The sequence below is a fragment of the Candidatus Eisenbacteria bacterium genome (assembly GCA_016930695.1).
In the GTDB taxonomy this organism is placed as follows: domain Bacteria; phylum Orphanbacterota; class Orphanbacteria; order Orphanbacterales; family Orphanbacteraceae; genus JAFGGD01.
In genome coordinates, this window is sequence record JAFGGD010000049.1 from 86,067 (window position 1) to 105,226 (window position 19,160).

Annotated in this window: 11 protein-coding genes; 6 read left to right on the forward strand and 5 right to left on the reverse strand. The window is 65.2% G+C overall.

From position 1 onward, the window contains the following. Nucleotides 1-493 precede the first annotated feature (493 nt). The 3 genes from JW958_12090 to JW958_12100 form a co-directional block, all read right to left on the reverse strand. Nucleotides 494-2,290, reverse strand: coding sequence for a family 16 glycosylhydrolase (locus JW958_12090; GenBank protein ID MBN1826994.1), 1,797 nt, complete (start codon nucleotides 2,288-2,290; stop codon nucleotides 494-496). A gap of 73 nt (nucleotides 2,291-2,363) precedes the next feature. After that, a complete protein-coding gene (locus tag JW958_12095; protein ID MBN1826995.1) occupies nucleotides 2,364-2,981 on the reverse strand; it encodes a hypothetical protein in 618 nt (205 codons plus the stop codon). A gap of 76 nt (nucleotides 2,982-3,057) precedes the next feature. Next, nucleotides 3,058-3,756, reverse strand: coding sequence for a hypothetical protein (locus tag JW958_12100; GenBank protein ID MBN1826996.1), 699 nt, complete (start codon nucleotides 3,754-3,756; stop codon nucleotides 3,058-3,060). Between the two features lie 490 nt (nucleotides 3,757-4,246). Here JW958_12100 and JW958_12105 point away from each other — a divergent pair, with 490 nt between their 5' ends. The 4 genes from JW958_12105 (at nucleotide 4,247) to JW958_12120 (ending at nucleotide 9,271) form a co-directional block, all read left to right on the forward strand. Further along, nucleotides 4,247-5,614, forward strand: coding sequence for a hypothetical protein (locus tag JW958_12105; GenBank protein ID MBN1826997.1), 1,368 nt, complete (start codon nucleotides 4,247-4,249; stop codon nucleotides 5,612-5,614). Between the two features lie 34 nt (nucleotides 5,615-5,648). Continuing rightward, on the forward strand, nucleotides 5,649-6,920 hold the full coding sequence (locus JW958_12110; GenBank protein MBN1826998.1) for an ROK family transcriptional regulator: 1,272 nt from the start codon (nucleotides 5,649-5,651) through the stop codon (nucleotides 6,918-6,920). Then, nucleotides 6,917-7,726 (forward strand): glycoside hydrolase family 16 protein, encoded by an 810-nt coding sequence (locus tag JW958_12115; GenBank protein ID MBN1826999.1) that lies wholly within the window; start codon nucleotides 6,917-6,919, stop codon nucleotides 7,724-7,726. Before JW958_12110 ends, JW958_12115 begins: the two co-directional genes overlap by 4 nt. A 63-nt stretch (nucleotides 7,727-7,789) precedes the next feature. Continuing rightward, the gene (locus tag JW958_12120) at nucleotides 7,790-9,271 is read left to right on the forward strand and encodes an MFS transporter (GenBank protein MBN1827000.1); all 1,482 of its coding nucleotides are present in this window, start codon (nucleotides 7,790-7,792) and stop codon (nucleotides 9,269-9,271) included. Nucleotides 9,272-9,354: 83 nt separating this feature from the next. Here JW958_12120 and JW958_12125 read toward each other — a convergent pair whose 3' ends face one another. Next, nucleotides 9,355-12,540, reverse strand: a complete 3,186-nt coding sequence (locus tag JW958_12125; protein ID MBN1827001.1) for a glycosidase — start codon at nucleotides 12,538-12,540, stop codon at nucleotides 9,355-9,357. 20 nt (nucleotides 12,541-12,560) lie between these two features. Beyond that, a complete protein-coding gene (locus tag JW958_12130; protein ID MBN1827002.1) occupies nucleotides 12,561-13,925 on the reverse strand; it encodes a beta-glucosidase in 1,365 nt (454 codons plus the stop codon). Nucleotides 13,926-14,545: 620 nt separating this feature from the next. Here JW958_12130 and JW958_12135 point away from each other — a divergent pair. Together JW958_12135 and JW958_12140 are read left to right on the forward strand one after the other, a co-directional pair. Then, entirely contained in the window at nucleotides 14,546-15,610 is a 1,065-nt protein-coding gene (locus tag JW958_12135; GenBank protein ID MBN1827003.1) for a hypothetical protein, read from the forward strand. Next, entirely contained in the window at nucleotides 15,600-19,145 is a 3,546-nt protein-coding gene (locus tag JW958_12140; GenBank protein ID MBN1827004.1) for a hypothetical protein, read from the forward strand. Before JW958_12135 ends, JW958_12140 begins: the two co-directional genes overlap by 11 nt. Nucleotides 19,146-19,160 lie beyond the last annotated feature (15 nt).

The following is a 19,160-nucleotide window of genomic DNA, read 5'->3' on the forward strand; positions in this document are numbered from 1 at the left end:
ACCTCCATCGGCTGCGCGGCATGGATGCTCTCGGCGCGGCCCGTTGAGTGACACGGCTGGGGGGGGGAATTCGATCCGAAAAGTTACTCTATATCATATAACAGACAGGGGGTTGCGGCAACACGTTTGTTGAGAGCCCGATGAGGGGAAAGGGAAATCCTCGAGGGAGCGAGCCCTGAATATCCGGTAAAACACGAAAAAAAAAGGCGGCGACCAACGCCAAAACCGCGAAGCCCCGTTCAACACCAGCGCGTCCGCCGGGGTCGTTGTGACTTACTATTACACCTGCCCGGTCGGGATTGAAGATTCCTCCTGGGGATCGATCAAGAAGCTCTTTAATTAGGGCATCCCACTTCTTATGATTCGGCGGCTTGGGCAAAACCCAAGCCGCCTTTTTTTGACCGAGTGATCTCCGGTCTCCGTCTTCCCCGCGGGTTCGTCTTCCGCCGATTCCGGCCGATCGAAGACGAAGCGCCGCCCGTATCGGAACCCGTCACTTCACCAGCGTCATCTTTCTCGTCTCGCGGCGCTCCCCCGCTTCGAGGCGGTAGAAGTAGGCCCCCGAGCTCACCGGCCGGCCCGAATCGTCGAGGCCGTTCCACTGCAGTGTGTTGGTACCGGAGTTTCCGATCCCGCGGAACCCGGCCACCCTTCGCCCGGCGACGTCGAAAATCACGATCTCGTAGGGACCGCCCGAGGGAAGATCGAATCGGATTTCCGTCAAGGCGTTGAATGGATTCGGGACGTTCGAGATCGGGAGGAACCGGCGCACACCGGCGGCCTCGGCCTCCTCGACACCCGTGTCGATTCCCGCGTCCCAGTAGATGTCGTCCAATGCGAATTCGCAGGCCGTCCCGTTCTCCTCGAGGATGACGAAGGAGTAGCTCAGCATGCGGAGGTCCATGTAGAGCCCCCGGATGTCGTCGACCGGAATCGCGGCCTGCCCCCACTCGCCGTCGCGGACCAGACCGTAGGTCGTCTGATAGGCCGGAAAGGTCACATAGGACTGGTTGCCCCAAGTATCGATGATCCCGATCTTGAATGTGACGCCCGCCGGAATCTTGATCATGAACTTGATATGTCCGTCGCCGAAGCCGAACAGGTTCAGAGGTTGAATCGACATGATGCCGGCGCCGAACCAACCGAGACCGGTCGTCTGCCAGGAGATGCCGTTGGGACCCTCATAAGGAGGAATGGATCCGTCGGTCAGCGTACCCTCCCACACGTAGATCTCGGAGGAGACGCCCGCCTCCAGACCTCCGTTGGTCGGGGTTTCGTCGGTGAAGATCCCGAAGGCGCCGCTCTCCGCGTCGGGAGGGCCGAGATGGACCTCGCCTTGGCCGTTCCATTCATAGACCCGTATGTAGTCGACGACCATCTCCGCCGGGAAGGGCATCGAAACCGGCGCGCCGCTCCCGGGATCGCCGAGATTGTACGCGTCGGTGAACGCCCCGCCGACGGCGAGGTTCGCGATCAGGTAGAAGGGGCTCCGGAACTCATCGGATTCTTCGTCGATCGAGAAGGGCGAATCGTACAGGTCGTACTCGACGGAGTCATCGATGACGGTGAACCGCAGGCTGTTCTCGTCCCAATACAAACGGTACGTCAGGAAGCGCTCCACGAGAGGGGGCGCGTAGCTGAAGTAGGGGCGGCAGTATTCGTCATCGGGATCCCAGGAAAGACTGGCCGCGCCCGAGGGATTCCCCGGATTGACGGCGGCGTCGGAATAGAAGATGGCGTTGGCGCCCGCCGACTCGTTGACCGTGGAGTTGTCCAGCCCGTTCCCGCCGTTGTGCGTGTCGTGCAGATCCCGGTAGACCTGCTTCCCCCCCATCTCCATCATGTCGATCTCGCCGTTGCGGGGCCAAGCGTAGTTGGCGGTTCCCAAGAGCCACACCGCCGGCCAACCACCGAGGTCGAGGTCCGGTATCTTGACCCGCGCCTCGATCATGCCGTAGCGGACGCTCACGAACGATTTGCTGATGACCTTCCCGGATGTGTAGTGGAGGGGATTCCCCCACTGATCGACGATCCCGGGGCCGCTCTCTTCCTTGGCCGTGATGCGGAGGGCCGTGTTCCCCGGCTCTCCCGAAACCGCCGCGATCTCGACGTTCTCTTCCTTGTAGTACTCCAGTTCGCCGTTTCCCCAGCCCCAGTATCCGTTGCCGGTGATCTTGAGCCAGTCGTCCAGATCGTCGAAATCCTCTTCCCAGATCAGCGCGCCGATTTGGGCGTGGGCGGCGTTGACGGATACGATCATCGCCGCGACGAAGAGGATGAGCTTTTTCATGATACCTCCCCGGTACGAAAAAGGGCCGCCCTCTTACGGAAGAAGGCGGCCCCGTGAATGAATGGACGCCGCACTAGCGGTACATGGACTTGATGCCGCCCCAACTGGTCGCCTCGACGGCGGTCGTGCCCTGATCGAGGCTGACGTTGTCCACGTGCGCACGGCAATTGGAGCCGACCGTCGCGCCGGTCACGGCCTCGAACTGAATGGTGAGGAAGTCCGTGCCCGCCGGCGCCTCGAAGGAACCGTTGAAGTTCGTCCAAGCGCCCCACGGCCAGTAGGGACCCATCAGGCCGGTGCCGCCGATGACGCCGATCCCTTCCTGCTCCGCGAAGATCTGAACGAAGAGCACGCCGCCCAAATCCGCCTGATCCAGCTTCAGATCGAAGGAGTAGTACACCGTCCCCGGACCGGCGGTGCCGACGGCGGTCGACTGCTTCAGAACGAGAGCCAGCGCCTGGGCTTGGTTGTCCAGGAAAGTGTTGTAGTCGCCGGGCGCCGAGGGCCCGTTATCGCCGGACTGCACGGTCGCGTTGGAACTGGGGCTCACTCCGAAAACCTGCCAACCGGTGAGGTCGCCCGTTTCAAAACCGGGATTCACCAGGATATTCGCCGCGGAAGAGATGCCGGGGATCGCGAACGCCAGGAACGCGACCGCCAATCCGGTCAAGATCATCTTGCGAGAGTTCATGATTTCCTTTCTATGGAAAGGGCCCGGTGAGTCCCGGGCCCTCTCCGTGATGAAGGAGGTTCCTCCTTCGGGAGAACTACCGGAACAGGGACTTCACGCCGCCCCAGCTCTCGTTCTCGACCGCGGTGGATCCGTCGGGGGCGAAATTCACGTTGTCGTAAAAGACGCCGCATCCCTCATAATTCGTGGCCGTCGTCGAGAAACCGATCTGCAGAATCTGGTTGTCCAGGCCCGCAATGTCGATGCTGAGCAGATAGCCCGTCCAGGTGACCGGTGTGGTCGTCATGTCCGCCGTGATGAAATTGGTCATCGCCCAACCGGCGTTGGGGTCCAAAGTCTTGATGAAGGCGAGCGCCGTGGAGCTACCCTCCAGGTTGCCGATCTTGGCATCGAAGGTGAAGTTCCAAACGCCGGAGGCGCCGGCGGGAACGGTCCACTCCTGGTAGAGGTTCGTCTCGACCCAGTTGCCGTTGCCGTGTTCACCGTTGGCGTAGTCGCTGTAGACCACGATCTGCTGGGCGCCCTGGGCCGGGCCGCCCTCACCGGTGACGATGTCCTGCCAGTTGCCCACGTTGTTGACGGCGGAATAGGGACCGTACCCGCCGATGTAGCCGCCACCCGGATCGAAGACGTTTCCGTAGTTCAGCCAGCCATCGCCGGAGAGCGAACCGTCGACCGGAGGCAGGCTCTCGAAGTCCTGGCTGTACGTAGTCTGCGCGAGAGAAATCGCCGGGATCAGCAGAGCCGACAGAAGCACGATAGCAAAGGTCTTCATTCTTTCCACTCCTTCCTGAGAATCGTTTCTCTGACTCCTCGTTCTATCTCCAGCCATCGAGAGATGGTGTTTCTTCGGAGTTCTCCCCTCGCCCTCGAAGGCGGTATCCTCTGGTGTTATCCAACGGGTGTAGTATAGACTATGTTCGGTCTCCGAATCAAGCATTTTGTTCGGTTACCGAACCAAGATTTTTAACTTCCATCATTGCAATCGATTATGAGAGGAAAAAAGAGCGCGATCCCCTCCTGGAACCGCCACGGAACCCGGGGAATCCTTACGCAGACCGCGACGAAGAGAACCTTACCGACGTCCGGAGGCGCCCCTCCGGCGGAGGCGTGGGATCCGACCGGTGAGTCCCGATGGGTGCGGGGTTCCTTGCTTGTTGACAGAATCTCGTCTCTCATTCATACTTTGATCGGAGTCCGAACAAAGCAAGAGGATCGGCCGGATCCTCTACCAATGTATCCCGAATCGATCGCGGAGGCGTGAAATGAAGCCGAAAAACCGGAACTGGGCGGTCGGAGCGCTCCTTTTCGTGGTCCTCGCTCTCGCGGGTTGCGCCGAGAGGGACACGACGGGACTCCCGTTCGCCGCGGCGAGCACCGATCCCGTTGTCTTCGACGACGACTTCGGCGACGCCGTCGACTTCCAAGCGTTCCTCGGATCCAAGACCGACGCCGTCGACATCGACACGGAGAATCCGCGATCGGGGACGGCTTCCTTGAAAGTGACCGTTCCCGGCCCGGGGGCGGTGGACGGGACCTACGCCGGCGGGGCGTTCACCACCTTCAACGTCCGCGATCTCAGAGGCTACAACGCCCTCACCTTCTACGCCAAGGCGAGCATGGACGCCGCCCTCGACGTGGCGGGTCTCGGAAACGACAACACCGGGACCTCCCTCTACACGGCGGAGAGGCACGCCATCCCGCTGACCACCGAGTGGCAGTGGGTCATCATCCCCATCCCGCTCCCCGAAAGGCTGGCCCTGGAAGGGGGACTCTTCTTCTTCGCGGAAGGATACGAGCAGGGGACGGGCTACACGATCTGGTTCGACGAGGTGTTGTTCGACAGCCTCGATTTCATCTCCGATCCGCGTCCTGCGCTGGCCACCGATACCTTGCAGGTCTTCGTCGGAGCGAAGGCCGACCCGGACAGCACGCGTGTCACCTTCGACGTGAACGGGGAAGACGTGACGGTGACCCACATGCCGGCGTACTTCGACTACCTCTCCTCCAACGAAGCGGTGGCGACCGTCTCGGACGGAGTGATCTCCATCGTCGGCGGCGGGAGCGCTCTGATCACCGCGAAGCTGGATACGATCGACGCGGCCGGATCGATCGCCGTCACCGCCCTCGCGCCGCCGCCGACGCCGGCGCCCACCCCCACCGTGCCGGCCGTCGACGTGACCTCCCTCTTCAGCGAGGCCTACCTGGACATCACCGTCGACATGTGGAACACCTTCTGGGCGTGGTCCACCGCGCAGGTGGAGGACTTCACCATCCAGGGGGACAGCGTCAAGCTCTACACGGAACTCAACTTCGTAGGGATCGATTTCTCGACGGTGACCGTGGACGCCTCCGACATGACCCACCTCCATCTGGATGTGTGGGCGCCGGAGGGGACCGACTTCAAGGTGAAAATCATCGCGCGGAACGCCGCGGGCCAGTACGCCGGCGAAGCGGAGCTCGCCTTCGACGGGACCACCACGCCCGTCTTCACGCCGGGTGTCTGGTCTTCCCTCGAGATTCCGTTGGACGATTTCTCGCTCGCCGTGCCGCGGGACCATCTGGCCTTTCTCGTCCTGAGTTCGACCGACGCGAGGACCGTATTCGTGGACAACATCTACTTCCACAAGTAGGCTGGGCGGAAGGCGCGGCGTAGGAGACCAACGATTGAACAGCGAAGATCGATTGCGCAAGGGGATCAGGCGGACCGAACCGGATCGCCCCCGGCCTCTCGCCGACGCGGTGCTCCGTCTCATCTGGCGGGAACAACGGATCTCGCGGGCCGAGATCGCCCGGAGGGCGGCCCTCTCCCGGTCCACGGCGTCGGAGATCGTCGGTGAGATCCTCCCCACCGGGCTCGTCGCCGAGGGGGGAGTCGGGGAGTCCCGCGGGGGACGACGGCCGATCGTTCTCGAGTTCCAGGACGAGTCGTGCGTCATCATCGGCGTCGAGATGGGCGCGAATCACGTGGCGGCGGCGCTCACCGACCTCCGGGGGAACGTGCTCGCCTGGGAGTCGCGGGACCACCCGGTCCGCACCGATCCCGCGGGGAGCCGCGCGCTGATCGCCGATCTCGTCGCCGCCTGCCTCGCGTCGGAGCCGCACGGGGGAAAGCCGCTCGTCGGGATCGGCGTCGCCGTTCCGAGCCCCATCGATCCGTCCCGGCCGGACGCCCTGTCGAAGGTCGTTCTTCCCGACTGGGACGGACGGCTCGGTCTCGAGGAACTCCAGGAGCGTTACGGCGTCCCCCTGCTGGTCGACAACGACGCCAACCTGGGCGCCCTCGCCGAGCACTGGTGGGGCGCGGGCCGCGGCGTCGACGATTTCGCCTACATCAAGGTGGCGACGGGGATCGGATCGGGGCACGTGATCGGCGGGGAGATCTACCGGGGCGCCACCGGCGTCGCCGGCGAGATCGGCCACCTCGCCATCGACCCGCACGGAGAACGATGCATCTGCGGGCTCCGGGGTTGCCTCGCCACCCTGGTCGGCGGACCGGCGCTCGTCGCCCGGGCGGCGGCGCTTCGTCCCGAATACCCGGAGAGCCCGCTCTCTTCGAACAGACCGACGGTCCGCGGAATCGAGGACGGCGCCCTCGCGGGCGATCCTCTCGCCCTCCGGATCGTGCGCGAGGCGGCGGAGCATCTGGGCATCGCCGTGGCGGGCCTCATCAACGTCATGAATCCTTCCCTCGTGGTCATCGCGGGCGATCTCGCCCGCGTGGGCGAACCCCTCCTCGAACCACTCCGGGAGATGATCAAAACGCGAACCCTGATCAGCTCCGTCGCCGCCGCCGAGATCCGGGCGAGCGAACTGGGACCGCGGTCGGTCGCCGTCGGCGCCGCCACCCTCGTGCTCAAGACCGCCCTTTCCGATTCGCGGCTCTTCCCGGCGATCGCGGTCGAAACCGAAAAGACGGCGGAGGACGCGGCCCGATGAGCGCCCGTCTCCGCGCGGCCTGCGTCCTGCTCGCGGGGATCCTCTGTTTCGGAGGGCGTTGCGGGACGGACCCGACGGAGGTGTCTCTCGTCTTTCAGGACGAGTTCGACGGCGCCGCCGGCCGGTCGCCGGACCCGGCCAAGTGGACCTACGACATCGGCACGGACTGGGGGAACGCCCAGCTCGAGTACGACACGAACCGTTCCGAGAACGTCTCGCTCGACGGGGAGGGCCGTCTCGCGATCATCGCCCGGGAGGAGGAGTACCGGGGGCGGGCCTACACGTCGGCGCGCATCAAGACCCAGGGGCTCTTCCAGAAAACGCGGGGGCGTTTCGAGGCGCGCATCAAGCTCCCCGTCGGACAGGGGCTCTGGCCCGCCTTCTGGCTCCTCGGCGCGAACATCGGAACGGTCGGCTGGCCGGAGTGCGGGGAGATCGACATCATGGAGTACCGTGGGCAGGAACGGCGCGTCGTCCACGGCAGTCTCCACGGCCCCGGCTACTCCGGAGGCTCGGCCCGCTCCGCCTCCTATGAACTGTCCGAGGGATCTTTCGACGAGGACTTCCACGTCTTCGCGGTCGATTGGGACGAGGACGGCATCACCTGGTCCGTCGACGGCGACGACTATCAGACCATCCGGCCGGGGGATCTTCCCGCCGGGACGCGCTGGGTCTTCAACGACCCCTTCTTCATCATCCTGAACGTCGCCGTGGGAGGCAACTATGTCGGTCCGCCGAACGCATCGACCGTCTTCCCGCAGACCATGCTCGTCGACTGGGTCCGCGTCTACGGGTCCGATTCCTGATCCCGCCCCCGACGGCGCCGCCGCGCGGATCGCGAGATCCGGACGGCCGATCGAGGTGATCCCATGAGCCCTCCCTCCCACGTCCCGACCGCTCCCGAAGACCGCATTCCGTTCCCCCATAAGCTGACCTACGCCGCCGGCGCCTTCGTGAACAACCTGCTGGCCGCGGCGAGCGGCGGCATGATGATCGTCCTGAACCTGGGGCTCGGCATGAACCCGGTGCTGGTGGGCCTGCTCGGCGCGCTGCCGCGCTTCACCGACGCCCTGACCGATCCACTCATGGGATTCATCTCCGACAACACCCGGAGCCGCTGGGGCCGTCGCCGCCCCTATATCTTCGGCGGCGCCATCGCCGCGGGCCTGCTCTTCGCCCTTCTCTGGCAGCTCCCGGAGGGGCGGAGCGAGACCTTCTACTTCGTCTGGTTCCTCGCCGGCTCGATCCTCTTCTACATGGGGTACACGGTGTTCGCCACCCCCTGGGTCGCCCTCGGATACGAGCTGACCCCCGACTACCACGAGCGGACCCGGCTGATGGGAACGCAGAACTTCATCGCCCAGCTCGCCTACGTGGTCTCCCCCTGGTTCCTCTGGATCATGAACTCGGGGACGTTCTTCCGCAACGCCGCGGGCGAACCGGACCAGGTGGCCGGGGCGGCGGGGCTGGCGGTCGTGATCGCCGTGGTGGCGATCGGCCTGGGAATCCTGCCGGGGATCTTCCTGCGCGAGCGCATGCGGGCCCTCGCCGAGGCGGAGTCCGGAACCGGGCGGAGTCTCAAGCAGAACCTGGCCGAGTTCTTCCATGGCTTCGGCGTCACCCTGGCCAACCGTTCGTTCCTCAAGCTCTGCGCCGCCACCTTCCTGATCTTCAACGGGTTCATTCTCATCTCGTCCTTCGCCTTCTACGTGATCATCTATTACGTCTGCACCGGCGACCAGACCGAGGGGGCCAAGTACGCCGGATGGGCCGGCTCGGTGGGGGCGGTCTCCACCTTCGCCGTGGTGGCCTTCATCACCTGGCTCGGCACGCGGATCGGCAAGCGGCGCGCCTTCTTCGTCTCCACCGGCGTGTCCATCGTCGGCTACGGGCTGAAGTGGATCTGCTACAACCCGAACCATCCCTGGCTGGTGATCGTGCCGGCGCCGCTCATGGCCTTCGGCCTCGGCGGACTCTTCACGCTGATGCCCTCGATGGTCGCCGACGTGGTGGACACGGACGAGCTGAAGACCCATCAGCGCCGCGAGGGGATGTTCGGGTCCATCTTCTGGTGGACCGTGAAGCTGGGCCTCTCCGCGGCGCTGGCCGGGGGCGGCTACCTGCTGAACGCGACCGGGTTCGACGTGGCCTACGAGGGGGCGCAGGCGGCGCGGACCATCATTCTCCTGCGCCTCTTCGACGCGGGCATCCCCATGGTGACATCGGCGATCGCCATCTGGGTGGTGACGACATTCCCGATCACCGAGGAGAAGGCCTACGAGGTGCGCATGGAACTGGAGCGCCGGCGGGGCCGGGTCGCGCCGGCCGGGGAACCGGACGCCGCCGAATAGGAGCGCCGGCGCCCTCTCGGGCGAGGAAAAGCCGGGACCGGTTTCGACCGGCCCCGGCTTCTTTTACGCCGCGAATGTTCGCGTCAAATGGAGAGGTGCACGTAGGTCCGGATCTCCCACTCGCTCCCGTCGTCCGCGTCGATGGTCGGATCGCACTCCCCTTCCGCGTCCAGGCCGGGGCAGTAGCGGTTGGAATGCACGTTCAAGGAGCGCCACGTTCCCCGAATCCCGACACGGGTATTGGGAAGGTCGAACCATGCCGGCGCGCCGAGGTTGTAGGACAGATCGCCCATGAGCTGGAGCGGATAGGTCAGGTTGAAGTCGTGGTGGTAGTCATAGGGACCGAAGTCGTCGATCCGGACGTACGCGACGTACGCCAACGGTCCGTGATCGAGACGGGCGCCGATCCCGTAACGGTGAATGACGCGGTTCAGCGTCGAATCCTCGCCGTCCGGATCCCAGCCGTTCGGCTCCGCCGTGCCTGCGTAGATCCCGACGGCCAATCGGGTGCGCGGCGAGATCTTGGAGATGATCCCTAGCTGGGTCTCCCAGAGCTCCTGAGCCGGCGGCGCGCCGGCGTGCGCGTACTGCGTGACGCCGTCCTCGGCGATGTAGATGGTCGCGTCGCGGGTGGTCTTCATGTCGCGGTAGACGATCCCGAGACTCGCGGCGAACCGCGCGTCCTCCCGGACGACGTTGTCCCACGCCCACGCCCATGTGGCGGGGGTCGGATCGTAGGCGATCATCAGCTCGGCGCCGAACATCTCCCGGTTCCCCAGCACCGCGAAGGGATCGTCCCGCACGTTGCGCGGCCGGCCCGGGGCGGGAACGTCCCCCGGTATCGGTCCCACGATCGGTTTCTGGACGAGGATGTTCGGCCCGATCTGGAAGTTCCCCATGTTCACCGCGAGACCGGTCAGGAAGTTCGACTGGTTCCCCGAACCGGAATCCTTCAAGCCCCAACCGGTGAAGGTGATCGTCTCCGTCGGCCCCGCGTCGGCGACGACCCCCATGTAGGCGCTCTGCGCGTACCAGTGCCACCGCCCCCTCTCCAGGGTGAGCTTCACCTTGCCGCCGTAGGTGTCCGAGTCGACCACCTCGTCGCGCAGAACCCGGTAGCCCGTCGCCGTCTCCTCGGCGATCTGGAACTGCTCCCCCACCTTGGTGTTCCCCGACCAGAGCCCGCCCGCCTCGACGCCGAAGGGGCCGAGACTCGTCGCGAACTGGAGCGAGAGCTTCCGCGTCTCCGGCAGGGGGACGGCGATGGAGGAGGTGGCGGACTCGTTCTTCGCGATGTCCTCGTGGTAGACCACCGTCGCGTCCAGGGGACCGACGTTGCGCCGGTACTTGACGAGGACCGCCGGGTTGGCGCCCCACCAGAGCTGGGGACCGTAGGCGACCTTCAGCCCCTCGAGGCTCCCCTTGGCGGCGAGCTCGAAACCGACCGGCGCCATGCCGTTATAGGTGTCGATGTTTTTCCCGTAATAGGCGTTCCGGTAGAGGCCGAAGAAGTCCCCCTCGAACTGCCAGTGCAGGTGCCCGGTCCGGTAGAAGCCGTCCAGGAGGAAGTGGCGGTCGTCCCAGCTCATCGACGCCTGGTACACCTTGACCCTCTCCAGGGAGCCCACATCCAGTTCCCCGTCCTCCGACGCGACCGTCCGGGAGCGCCCGCGGTTCTCGTAGAAGATCTCGTCGATCGGATTGTCCGGCACGTTTCCGAGGATGTTGACCGAGAACATGCCGGTCACGTTCTCCGCGGGACGGGCCTCGAACTCCGCGTAGAAGGACTGCAGCTGGTCGAATCCGCGGAAGGCGGGGTAGCTCGTCCCGGGGGTCGCGGAACTCGGCGGCGTGCTCGTCCGCTCGCCGCCGGTGTTGTAGGTCTCGAACTCCGCGCGGAAGCCGGAGAGGTGGACCCACTCGCGCTTCTCGGCGAGGAGGGCCGCCCCGTCTCCGCGCGCCTCCAGCGCCGCCGCCGCCGGGTGGATGCCGCCGAAGTGGGCCCGGATCTTCCCGAGGTCGGTGCCGGGGTCATAGGGATCGAGCGCGAAGGCGCGCCGCAACGCGTAGTAGGCCGCCCGCGGATAGACTTCGTAGAGGCCCCGGTGGTCGGACGGGCCCTTGGCCGTGATCCCCCACCACTCCTCGTTCATGTTGTTCTCGCCTTCCACGTAGTCCTCGACGTACCCGCCGTTCGGCCAGGACGCGTGGGTGTCGTGAATGTCGAGACGGTCCTCCTGACCGTACTTCCACCAGCCGTCGCTCCACTGGAAGATGAAACCGCCGATCGCGTTCCCCGCGCGCCCCTTCCCCGAGGATTGCTCGTAGATCTCCTCCCACTGGCCGATGAGATAGCGCGCCTGCATCTCCTGGTCCTCGCGCATCTCCTTCGCGTTGTAGGCGTCGGCGCCGAACTCGGTGTACATCACCGGGATGTTCATCTTCTTCTTGACCACGTCGAAGAGGTCGCGCGACGAGATTCCCCGGTAGACGTTGGTGCCGAAGACGTCCAGGTTTTCGCATTCCTCGGCGATGATGTCGATGTATTGCACGTCGCCGTTCGCCATCGCCACGGGACGGTGCGGATCGAGACGCTTGATCTCGTCCACGATCTCCCCCATGAGCGAATAGAGGTAGCGCGCGCGCGCGGCGTCCCTCTCCCCCGCGGGAAGCGCCTCGATCTCGAAGGAACTCCAGGAGAGCCCGTAGTTGTTCTCGTTTCCGAGGAGCCACATCAGCACGCCGGGAACGCCGCGGAACTCCTCCACCAGCGCGCGGATGTCCGCCTTCACGGCGGCGCGGAGACGCGCGTCCGAATAGTCCACCATCGGAATCCAGACGCCGTCCAGGGTGTAGCCGTACCGCGCCACCAGGGGATTGACGACGGTGTAGATGCCGTAGCGCTCGTAGATGAAGCGCACCCAGCGGGGCGGAATCCCGGCGTACTGGCGGATCGCGTTCACCCCCATCTCCCGGAGAAGGGGCATCTCCCGGGCGAGGGCCGCCTCGATCACGTCGTCCGGCTGATTCCAGAGACTGTAATTGTAATTCTCGCCGATCGGCATGTACCCCCAGTTCATGCCGAAGACCATCATCTCCTCGCCCTCCACCAGGAGCCGTTGCCCCTCGTAGTCGGACACCACGCGAACCGAGGTCCCGCCCGACGGGTCGGCGGCGAAGGCGGGAGAGGCGGGGCCTAAAAAGAGAAACAACATCAGGGCGGCCGCCAGCGGGAACGCGGCGACCCGGATTCTACGATTCCTGTTCACGGGTACCTCCTCAGGGATGATCAGTCGCGACCGTCGACCGCGTTCGCGGCCGCCACGTCCCGATACCACCGGGCGCTCTCTTTCGCCGTTCTCTCGCCCGTACGGAAATCGACATGAAAGAGGCCGAAGCGTTTCGTGTAGCCGTGGCCCCACTCGAAATTATCCATGAGCGTCCAGGCGAAATATCCCCGCAGGGGGACGCCCGCCTCGATCGCCCGGTGCGCCTCCGCCAGGTGGCGCCTCATGTAATCGACGCGCCGCTCGTCCCGGATCCATCCCTCCCCGTCCGGTTCGTCCGGGAGGGCCGTTCCGTTCTCGGTGATATAGACCGCCGGCGGCCCGTATTCGCGGTGCACGCGGAGGAGGATGTCGTGGAGACCCCGGGGAAAGACCTCCCACCCCATCAGGTCGAGTTCCTCCTCCGGCGCGCCGGCGAATCCGACCGGCCGGCCGTTCTCGTCGGCCCGCAGCATGGTTCGACTGTAGTAATTGACGCCCAGAAAATCGAGGGGACTATGGATCTCCTCGAGATCCCCCTCCCGGAGAAAGGGGAGTCCGCCGGGGGGCAGGTGGCCGCGGGCGACGCGGTCGGCGATCGCGTCCTCCGGGTAGCGCCCCCGGAAGAGGGGATCGAGATACCAACGATTGAAGAATCCGTCGAACCAGCGCGCCGCGTCCCGGTCCCTTTCGCTCTCCGTCTCGGGCCAGGCGGGCGAGAGATTGAGAACGATGCCGACCTCCGTCTCCGGAACGATCCGCCGGATCGCGGCGGCCGCCCGCCCGTGGGAGAGGAGCAGATGATGGGCGGTCCGGAGCGCCTCCTCCGGATTCCGCCGGCCCGGCGCGTGCGCTCCTTCCTCGTAGCCGAGCGTGGCGACGCACCACGGTTCGTTGTGGGTGGTCCAGTGGCGGACCCTATCGCCGAGCCGTTCGGCGACGGCGGCGGCGTAATCGACGAACGCCCCCACGGTGCTCCGCTCCGGCCAGCCCCCCCGATCCTGCAGGGCCCGGGGAAGATCCCAATGGTTCAGCGTGAGGAAGGGGACGATTCCCTCTTCAAGTAATCCGTCGACCAGCGCTTCGTAGAAATCGAGACCGGCGGGGTTCGGCGTTCCCCCTCCGTCGGGAAAGACGCGGGGCCAGGAGACGGAGAAGCGGTAGGCGCCGATGCCGAGCCGCTTCATCAGCTCCAGATCCTCCCGCCAACGCCGGTAGTGATCGCACGCAGTCCCGGGGTTCGATCCGTCCTCGATGTTTCCGGGGACGGACGCGAAAACGTCCCAGATCGACTCCCCCCGACCACCGGCGCTCGGCGAGCCCTCGATCTGCTGGGCCGACGTGGCGACCCCCCAGAGAAACCCCTCGGGGAAGGAACGGCGGCTCATGACCGGACCGCCGCCGGTCGCTCCGGATGACCCGCCGGGCCGTGACCGCGGTCCCGGAACATATCCGAACCTCCGGTGCTTAAAAGTACTCCTCCGTCAAAAAACTCTTTGTTCGGTTCCCGAACATAGTGTATCATAGAGGCAGTTCTGTCAAGGGATCATTGAAACCCCTTTCGGGTCGGACCGACATTCGAAGGTCCGAACCCTCGATTCGACCGAAGAGCCCCGCCGGAGCGGTCGCGGAACCCCCGGCGATCATTCGGAAGCACTTAATCCGATTCAGGATAGGCCGTCTTCGCGGTAGAGGGCGGTCTTCCGATCGGCTCGGGCGGCCATCGTGGGCCGCTTCCCCGGCGAGAGTCGGAAAGAAGTAAACATCAGACGGGATGGGGGAAGCGGAGAAAAAGCACGCGCCATGGCCCGAGACGGAATAACGGGCTACCGCCGCTCGATCGGCTCGGGAATCCGCCTACGTGTTTTTGGAGACACATGCGGTCCCGGCTTCCCGGTCGGACGGGAAAGCAGTGTGGCGCCGCCGCGGACAGGTCGCACCGATTCCCGGTTTTGAAACCTCCGAGGAACGGAACGCCCTCCGCGGGAAGACCGGAAGGAAAGACATCTTGAGATCAAGCATCCTCCTCTCCCTGCTATTCTCCTTTCTTTCCGTCGCCGCCTGGACGCCCGGGATCCGGGCGGAAGCGGGCGCGGCCGAAACACGGCCCACTGAGCCCGTGCGGGAGGAGCCCTTCGTCGTGAGACCTTTCGTCGCCGAGCGGGGAGATCTCTTGCTCGGAAAAGCCGTCTGCTACGGCCCCCACCGTGACGGGCAGCGTCCCGGAGGGGCGGCCCCCTCCCGCGAGCAGATCAGGGAGGATCTTGGCATCCTCGCCCGTCACTGGCGGATGATCCGGCTCTACGGATCGGCGCCTCCGGCGGAGACCGTGCTCGAACTCATTCGAGAGGAAGGGCTCGACCTGGAGGTGATGCTCGGGATCTGGGTCGCCCCCGAGGAGAGGCTGGACGAGAAGGGTGTCCTCCTCGAGAGGGATCCCGCCGCGGCCGGGGCGAACCGCCGGGGAATGGAATCGGGGATCCGTCTCGCCGCCGCCTACCCGGAGATCGTCACTTCCCTCTGCGTCGGGAACGAGACCCAGGTCTTCTGGTCCTCCCATCGATCGCCCGCGGAGATCCTGATCCGTTACATCCGTGAGGCGCGGGCGCGGGCGGAAGTCCCCGTCACCACCGCGGACGACTACAACTACTGGAACAAGCCGGAAAGCAGAGCCATGGCGGAGGAGATCGACTTCATCAACTGTTACGCCCATCCGCTCTGGAACGGCGTGCTCCTCGAGGACGCCGTCGACTGGCTGCGCGGGATCCTCGAGGAGATCCGGGCGGCCCACCCGGACCGGGAGATCCTTCTCGGCGAGACGGGATGGGCGACGGCGAAGCACGACGAGGGGGAGCAGGCCCGGCTCATCAAAGGGAAGACGGGCGAGCGAGAGCAGAAGGTCTTCATCCGAAATCTCACCGCGTGGTCGGAGAAAGAGGGGATTCCCTTCTTCCTCTTCGAGGCGTTCGACGAGAACTGGAAAGGCGGCGAGTATCCGGAGGAAGTGGAGAAGCACTGGGGCGTGTACCGGGCCGATCGGACTCCGAAGAAGGCGGTGGCCGATGAATCCTGAACCCCTCCATCGCCCGAAGGGTCCCTGGTACCGCCACCTCGCCGAAACGGCGGCGGGAAAAGCGCGGGACGCCGCCGCCCCCCTCTCCCCCGAGACTCCCTCCGGCTGTTTCGTGGAGCGGGAGGGAGAACTCTACTACCGGATCGGCGCATTCCATCGGATGCCCCCCTTTCTCATGACCCTCGCGAGCGACACCGATCTTTGGATGTTCGTCACCTCCGGGGGAGGACTCACGGCGGGTCGGGTGGATCCCGAGGGGAGCGTCTTTCCCTACGAGACCGTCGACAAGCTCCACGACTCCGCCCATCACACCGGGCCGATCACGATCATCCGCCTGTTTCGGGAAGAGAAGGCTCCGCTCACGTGGCGGCCGTTCGACGAGCGAACGCCGGACGAGTTCCCGGTTCACCGGAACCTGTACAAGAACTTCGTCGGGAACAAGCTCCTCTTCGAGGAGATCCAGCCCGGGATCGGTCTGGTCTTCCGGTATCGGTGGGCGGCGTGCGACGCGTTCGGATGGATCCGCACGGCGACGATCGAGAACATCGGATCCGCGGCGATCCGCGTCGAGCTGCTCGACGGTCTCAGGAACATCCTTCCCTACGGCGCTCATCACACGATGTTTCAACATTCCAGCGTTCTCGTGGACGCATACAAAAAATCCGAGTTGGACCCCCGGTCGGGTCTCGCAATCTACTCCCTCACCGCGGGAATCGTCGACCGCCCGGAGGCGGCGGAGGTGCTCCGGGCGAACACGGTCTGGCGCCGCGGGCTCGAGGATTTCCGCGCCCATCTCTCGGAGGAAGCGTTCACCGCGTTCCGCCGCGGCGAGACCCTTCCGGAGGAGACCGTTCGGAACGGTCACCGCGGGAACTACATCCTGACCGGGTTCCTCGAACTGGAGCCGGGGGCGTCCGAAACGTGGCATCTAGCCGTGGACGCCGGCCGGAGCCACGCGCGGATCGTCGAAATCCGGAACCGGATCCTCCGTGAAAACGGTCTCGGCGGGAAGATCGAGGAGGAGATCGGGAAGGCCGAGGAAAACCTGTGCCGCAACGTGGGGAGCGCCGACGGAATTCAGCTCACCGGGCGCGCCGAAACGACGGCCCACCACTTCGCGAACGTCCTCTTCAACAACATGCGGGGGGGCGTGTTCACGAGGAATCACGAGATACCGGTGGACGACCTCGCCGATTTCTTCCGCACCCGGAACCGCGAGGCCGCCGGCCGGAGCGCCGCCTTCCTCCGCTCTCTCCCCGAGGGAATCACCTTTTCCGATCTTCTCCGCGAAGCGGAGAAGACGGGGGATCCGGACGTGGAGAGGCTCTGCCACGAATACCTCCCTCTCCATTTCGGGCGGCGGCACGGCGACCCGAGCCGGCCGTGGAACCAGTTTTCGATCCGGGTCCGGAACCGGGACGGCGACCGTTCCCTCCGTTACGAGGGGAACTGGCGGGACATCTTCCAGAACTGGGAAGCCCTCTGCGCCTCCTTCCCCGAGTTTCTCCCCGGGGTCATCGCGAAGTTCGTGAACGCCTCGACTGTGGACGGGTTCAATCCGTACCGGATCACACGGGAAGGCATCGACTGGGAAACGGCGGACCCGGACGATCCGTGGGCCCACATCGGATACTGGGGGGATCACCAGATCATTTATCTCCTCAAGTTTCTCGAGGCGGCGACGCGCTACTCGCCCGGCACCCTCGAATCGCTCCTGGAGCGGGACATCTTCAGCTACGCGGACGTCCCCTACCGTATCCGTCCGTACGAGGAGATCCTCCACGATCCACGGGCGACCATCGATTACGACGCGGCGCTCGCGTCCCGCATCGAGAAGCGGGTCCGATCGCGCGGAGCGGACGGCAGGCTCCTGACAGGCCCGGACGGCGCCGTCCATCACGTCAACCTCTTCGAGAAGCTGCTCGTCCCGCTCCTCTCGAAGCTCTCCAACTTCGTACCCGACGGGGGCGTCTGGATGAACACCCAGCGTCCGGAGTGGAACGACGCGAACAACGCCCTCGTCGGCGACGGACTCTCGGTCGTCACGACCGCCTATCTCCGCCGCTACGTCGCGTTCCTCGAGGGGATCCTCGCCGGGGTGTCGGCGGAAACCGTGACGGTATCGACGGAGGTGGCCGGTTGGTTCCGCCAGATCCGCGGAGTGCTCGTGCGGGAGAACCGGCTCCTCGACGGAAAGGGCATCTTCGACGGCGACCGGAAGAGGATCATGGACGGCCTCGGAAACGCCTTTTCCGAGTATCGGCGCGATGTCTACGAAAACGGCTTTTCCGGGAAGAGGTATCTCTCCGTTTCGGAAACGATCAACCTACTCCGGACGGCCCGATACTTCCTGGACCGGGCGATGCGGGCGAACCGCCGGGAGGACGGTCTCTATCACTCCTACAACCTCCTTGACCTCTCAACGGACGGAAGAGAAGCGGGTATCCGGCATCTGCCGGTGATGCTCGAAGGACAGGTGGCCGCGCTCAGCTCGGGCTTGCCCGATCCGACCGAGGGGATCGAGATTCTCGAGAACCTCTTCCGGAGCTCCCTCTACCGGCCGGATCAGAAGAGCTTCCTCCTCTATCCCGAAAGGAAACTGCCCGGATTTCTCGAGAAGAACCGGGTTCCCGAAGGAGCGGTCCGATCGATCCCGCTCCTGCGGGATCTCCTCGATCGAGGGGACGGGACGATTGTCGCGCGGGACGAGGACGGCGTGGTCCGTTTCCACGGCGATTTCCGGAACGCGGAAGACGTCGGGAAGGCGGTGGACTCGCTCGCGGAAGGGGAGGGCGCGGCGGCGGAGGTCGCGCGCGACAGGGACAGGATCGTGGAGCTGTTCGAGGACGTTTTCCTCCATCACTCCTACACGGGCCGCTCGGGGACGATGTACGCCTACGAGGGACTGGGCTGCATCTACTGGCACATGGTCGCGAAACTCCTCCTCGCCGTGCAGGAGACGTATTTCCGGGCGGAGCGCGAATCGTCACCCGAACCGGTCCGGGATGCCCTCGCGACACTGTACTATCGCGTCCGACGCGGTCTCGGATTCGAGAAATCGGTCGTCGAGTACGGCGCCTTTCCCACCGATCCCTATTCCCACACACCGCCCGGGGGAGGGGCGAAGCAGCCGGGGATGACCGGCCAGGTGAAGGAGGAGATCCTCACCCGGCTCGGCGAGCTGGGCGTGCGCGTCGAGGAGGGGACGGTCCGATTCGATCCCGTTCTGCTCCGTCCGGACGAGTTTCTCGAGCGGCCCGCCGCCTTCGAATACTTCGACGTTCAAGGGAATCGGGGAACGATCGATCTCGCCGAAGGCTCCCTGGCGTTCACCTTCTGCAGCGTTCCCGTAGTGTACGAGAGGGTCGAGGGCGAGGGGTCGGTCCGGGTTCTCTTCGACGATGGCTCCTCCGAGAAGTTCGCGGGAAACAGAATGGATCGGGAATCGAGCCGGGCCTTCCTCGGCCGCCGGGGGACGATCCGCGAGGTTCGAGTCCGCGTCCCCGGCTCCCGCTTGTACCGCGGCCGATCGTAGGTCCGTACCGTCCCG

Bases quoted from the DNA above. Each gene is read 5' to 3' on its own strand.
- JW958_12090 (MBN1826994.1), bottom strand. From the start codon at position 2,290: ATGAAAAAGCTCATCCTCTTCGTCGCGGCGATGATCGTATCCGTCAAC.
- JW958_12095 (MBN1826995.1), bottom strand. From the start codon at position 2,981: ATGAACTCTCGCAAGATGATCTTGACCGGATTGGCGGTCGCGTTCCTG.
- JW958_12100 (MBN1826996.1), bottom strand. From the start codon at position 3,756: ATGAAGACCTTTGCTATCGTGCTTCTGTCGGCTCTGCTGATCCCGGCG.
- JW958_12105 (MBN1826997.1), top strand. From the start codon at position 4,247: ATGAAGCCGAAAAACCGGAACTGGGCGGTCGGAGCGCTCCTTTTCGTG.
- JW958_12115 (MBN1826999.1), top strand. From the start codon at position 6,917: ATGAGCGCCCGTCTCCGCGCGGCCTGCGTCCTGCTCGCGGGGATCCTC.
- JW958_12120 (MBN1827000.1), top strand. From the start codon at position 7,790: ATGAGCCCTCCCTCCCACGTCCCGACCGCTCCCGAAGACCGCATTCCG.
- JW958_12130 (MBN1827002.1), bottom strand. From the start codon at position 13,925: ATGAGCCGCCGTTCCTTCCCCGAGGGGTTTCTCTGGGGGGTCGCCACG.
- JW958_12140 (MBN1827004.1), top strand. From the start codon at position 15,600: ATGAATCCTGAACCCCTCCATCGCCCGAAGGGTCCCTGGTACCGCCAC.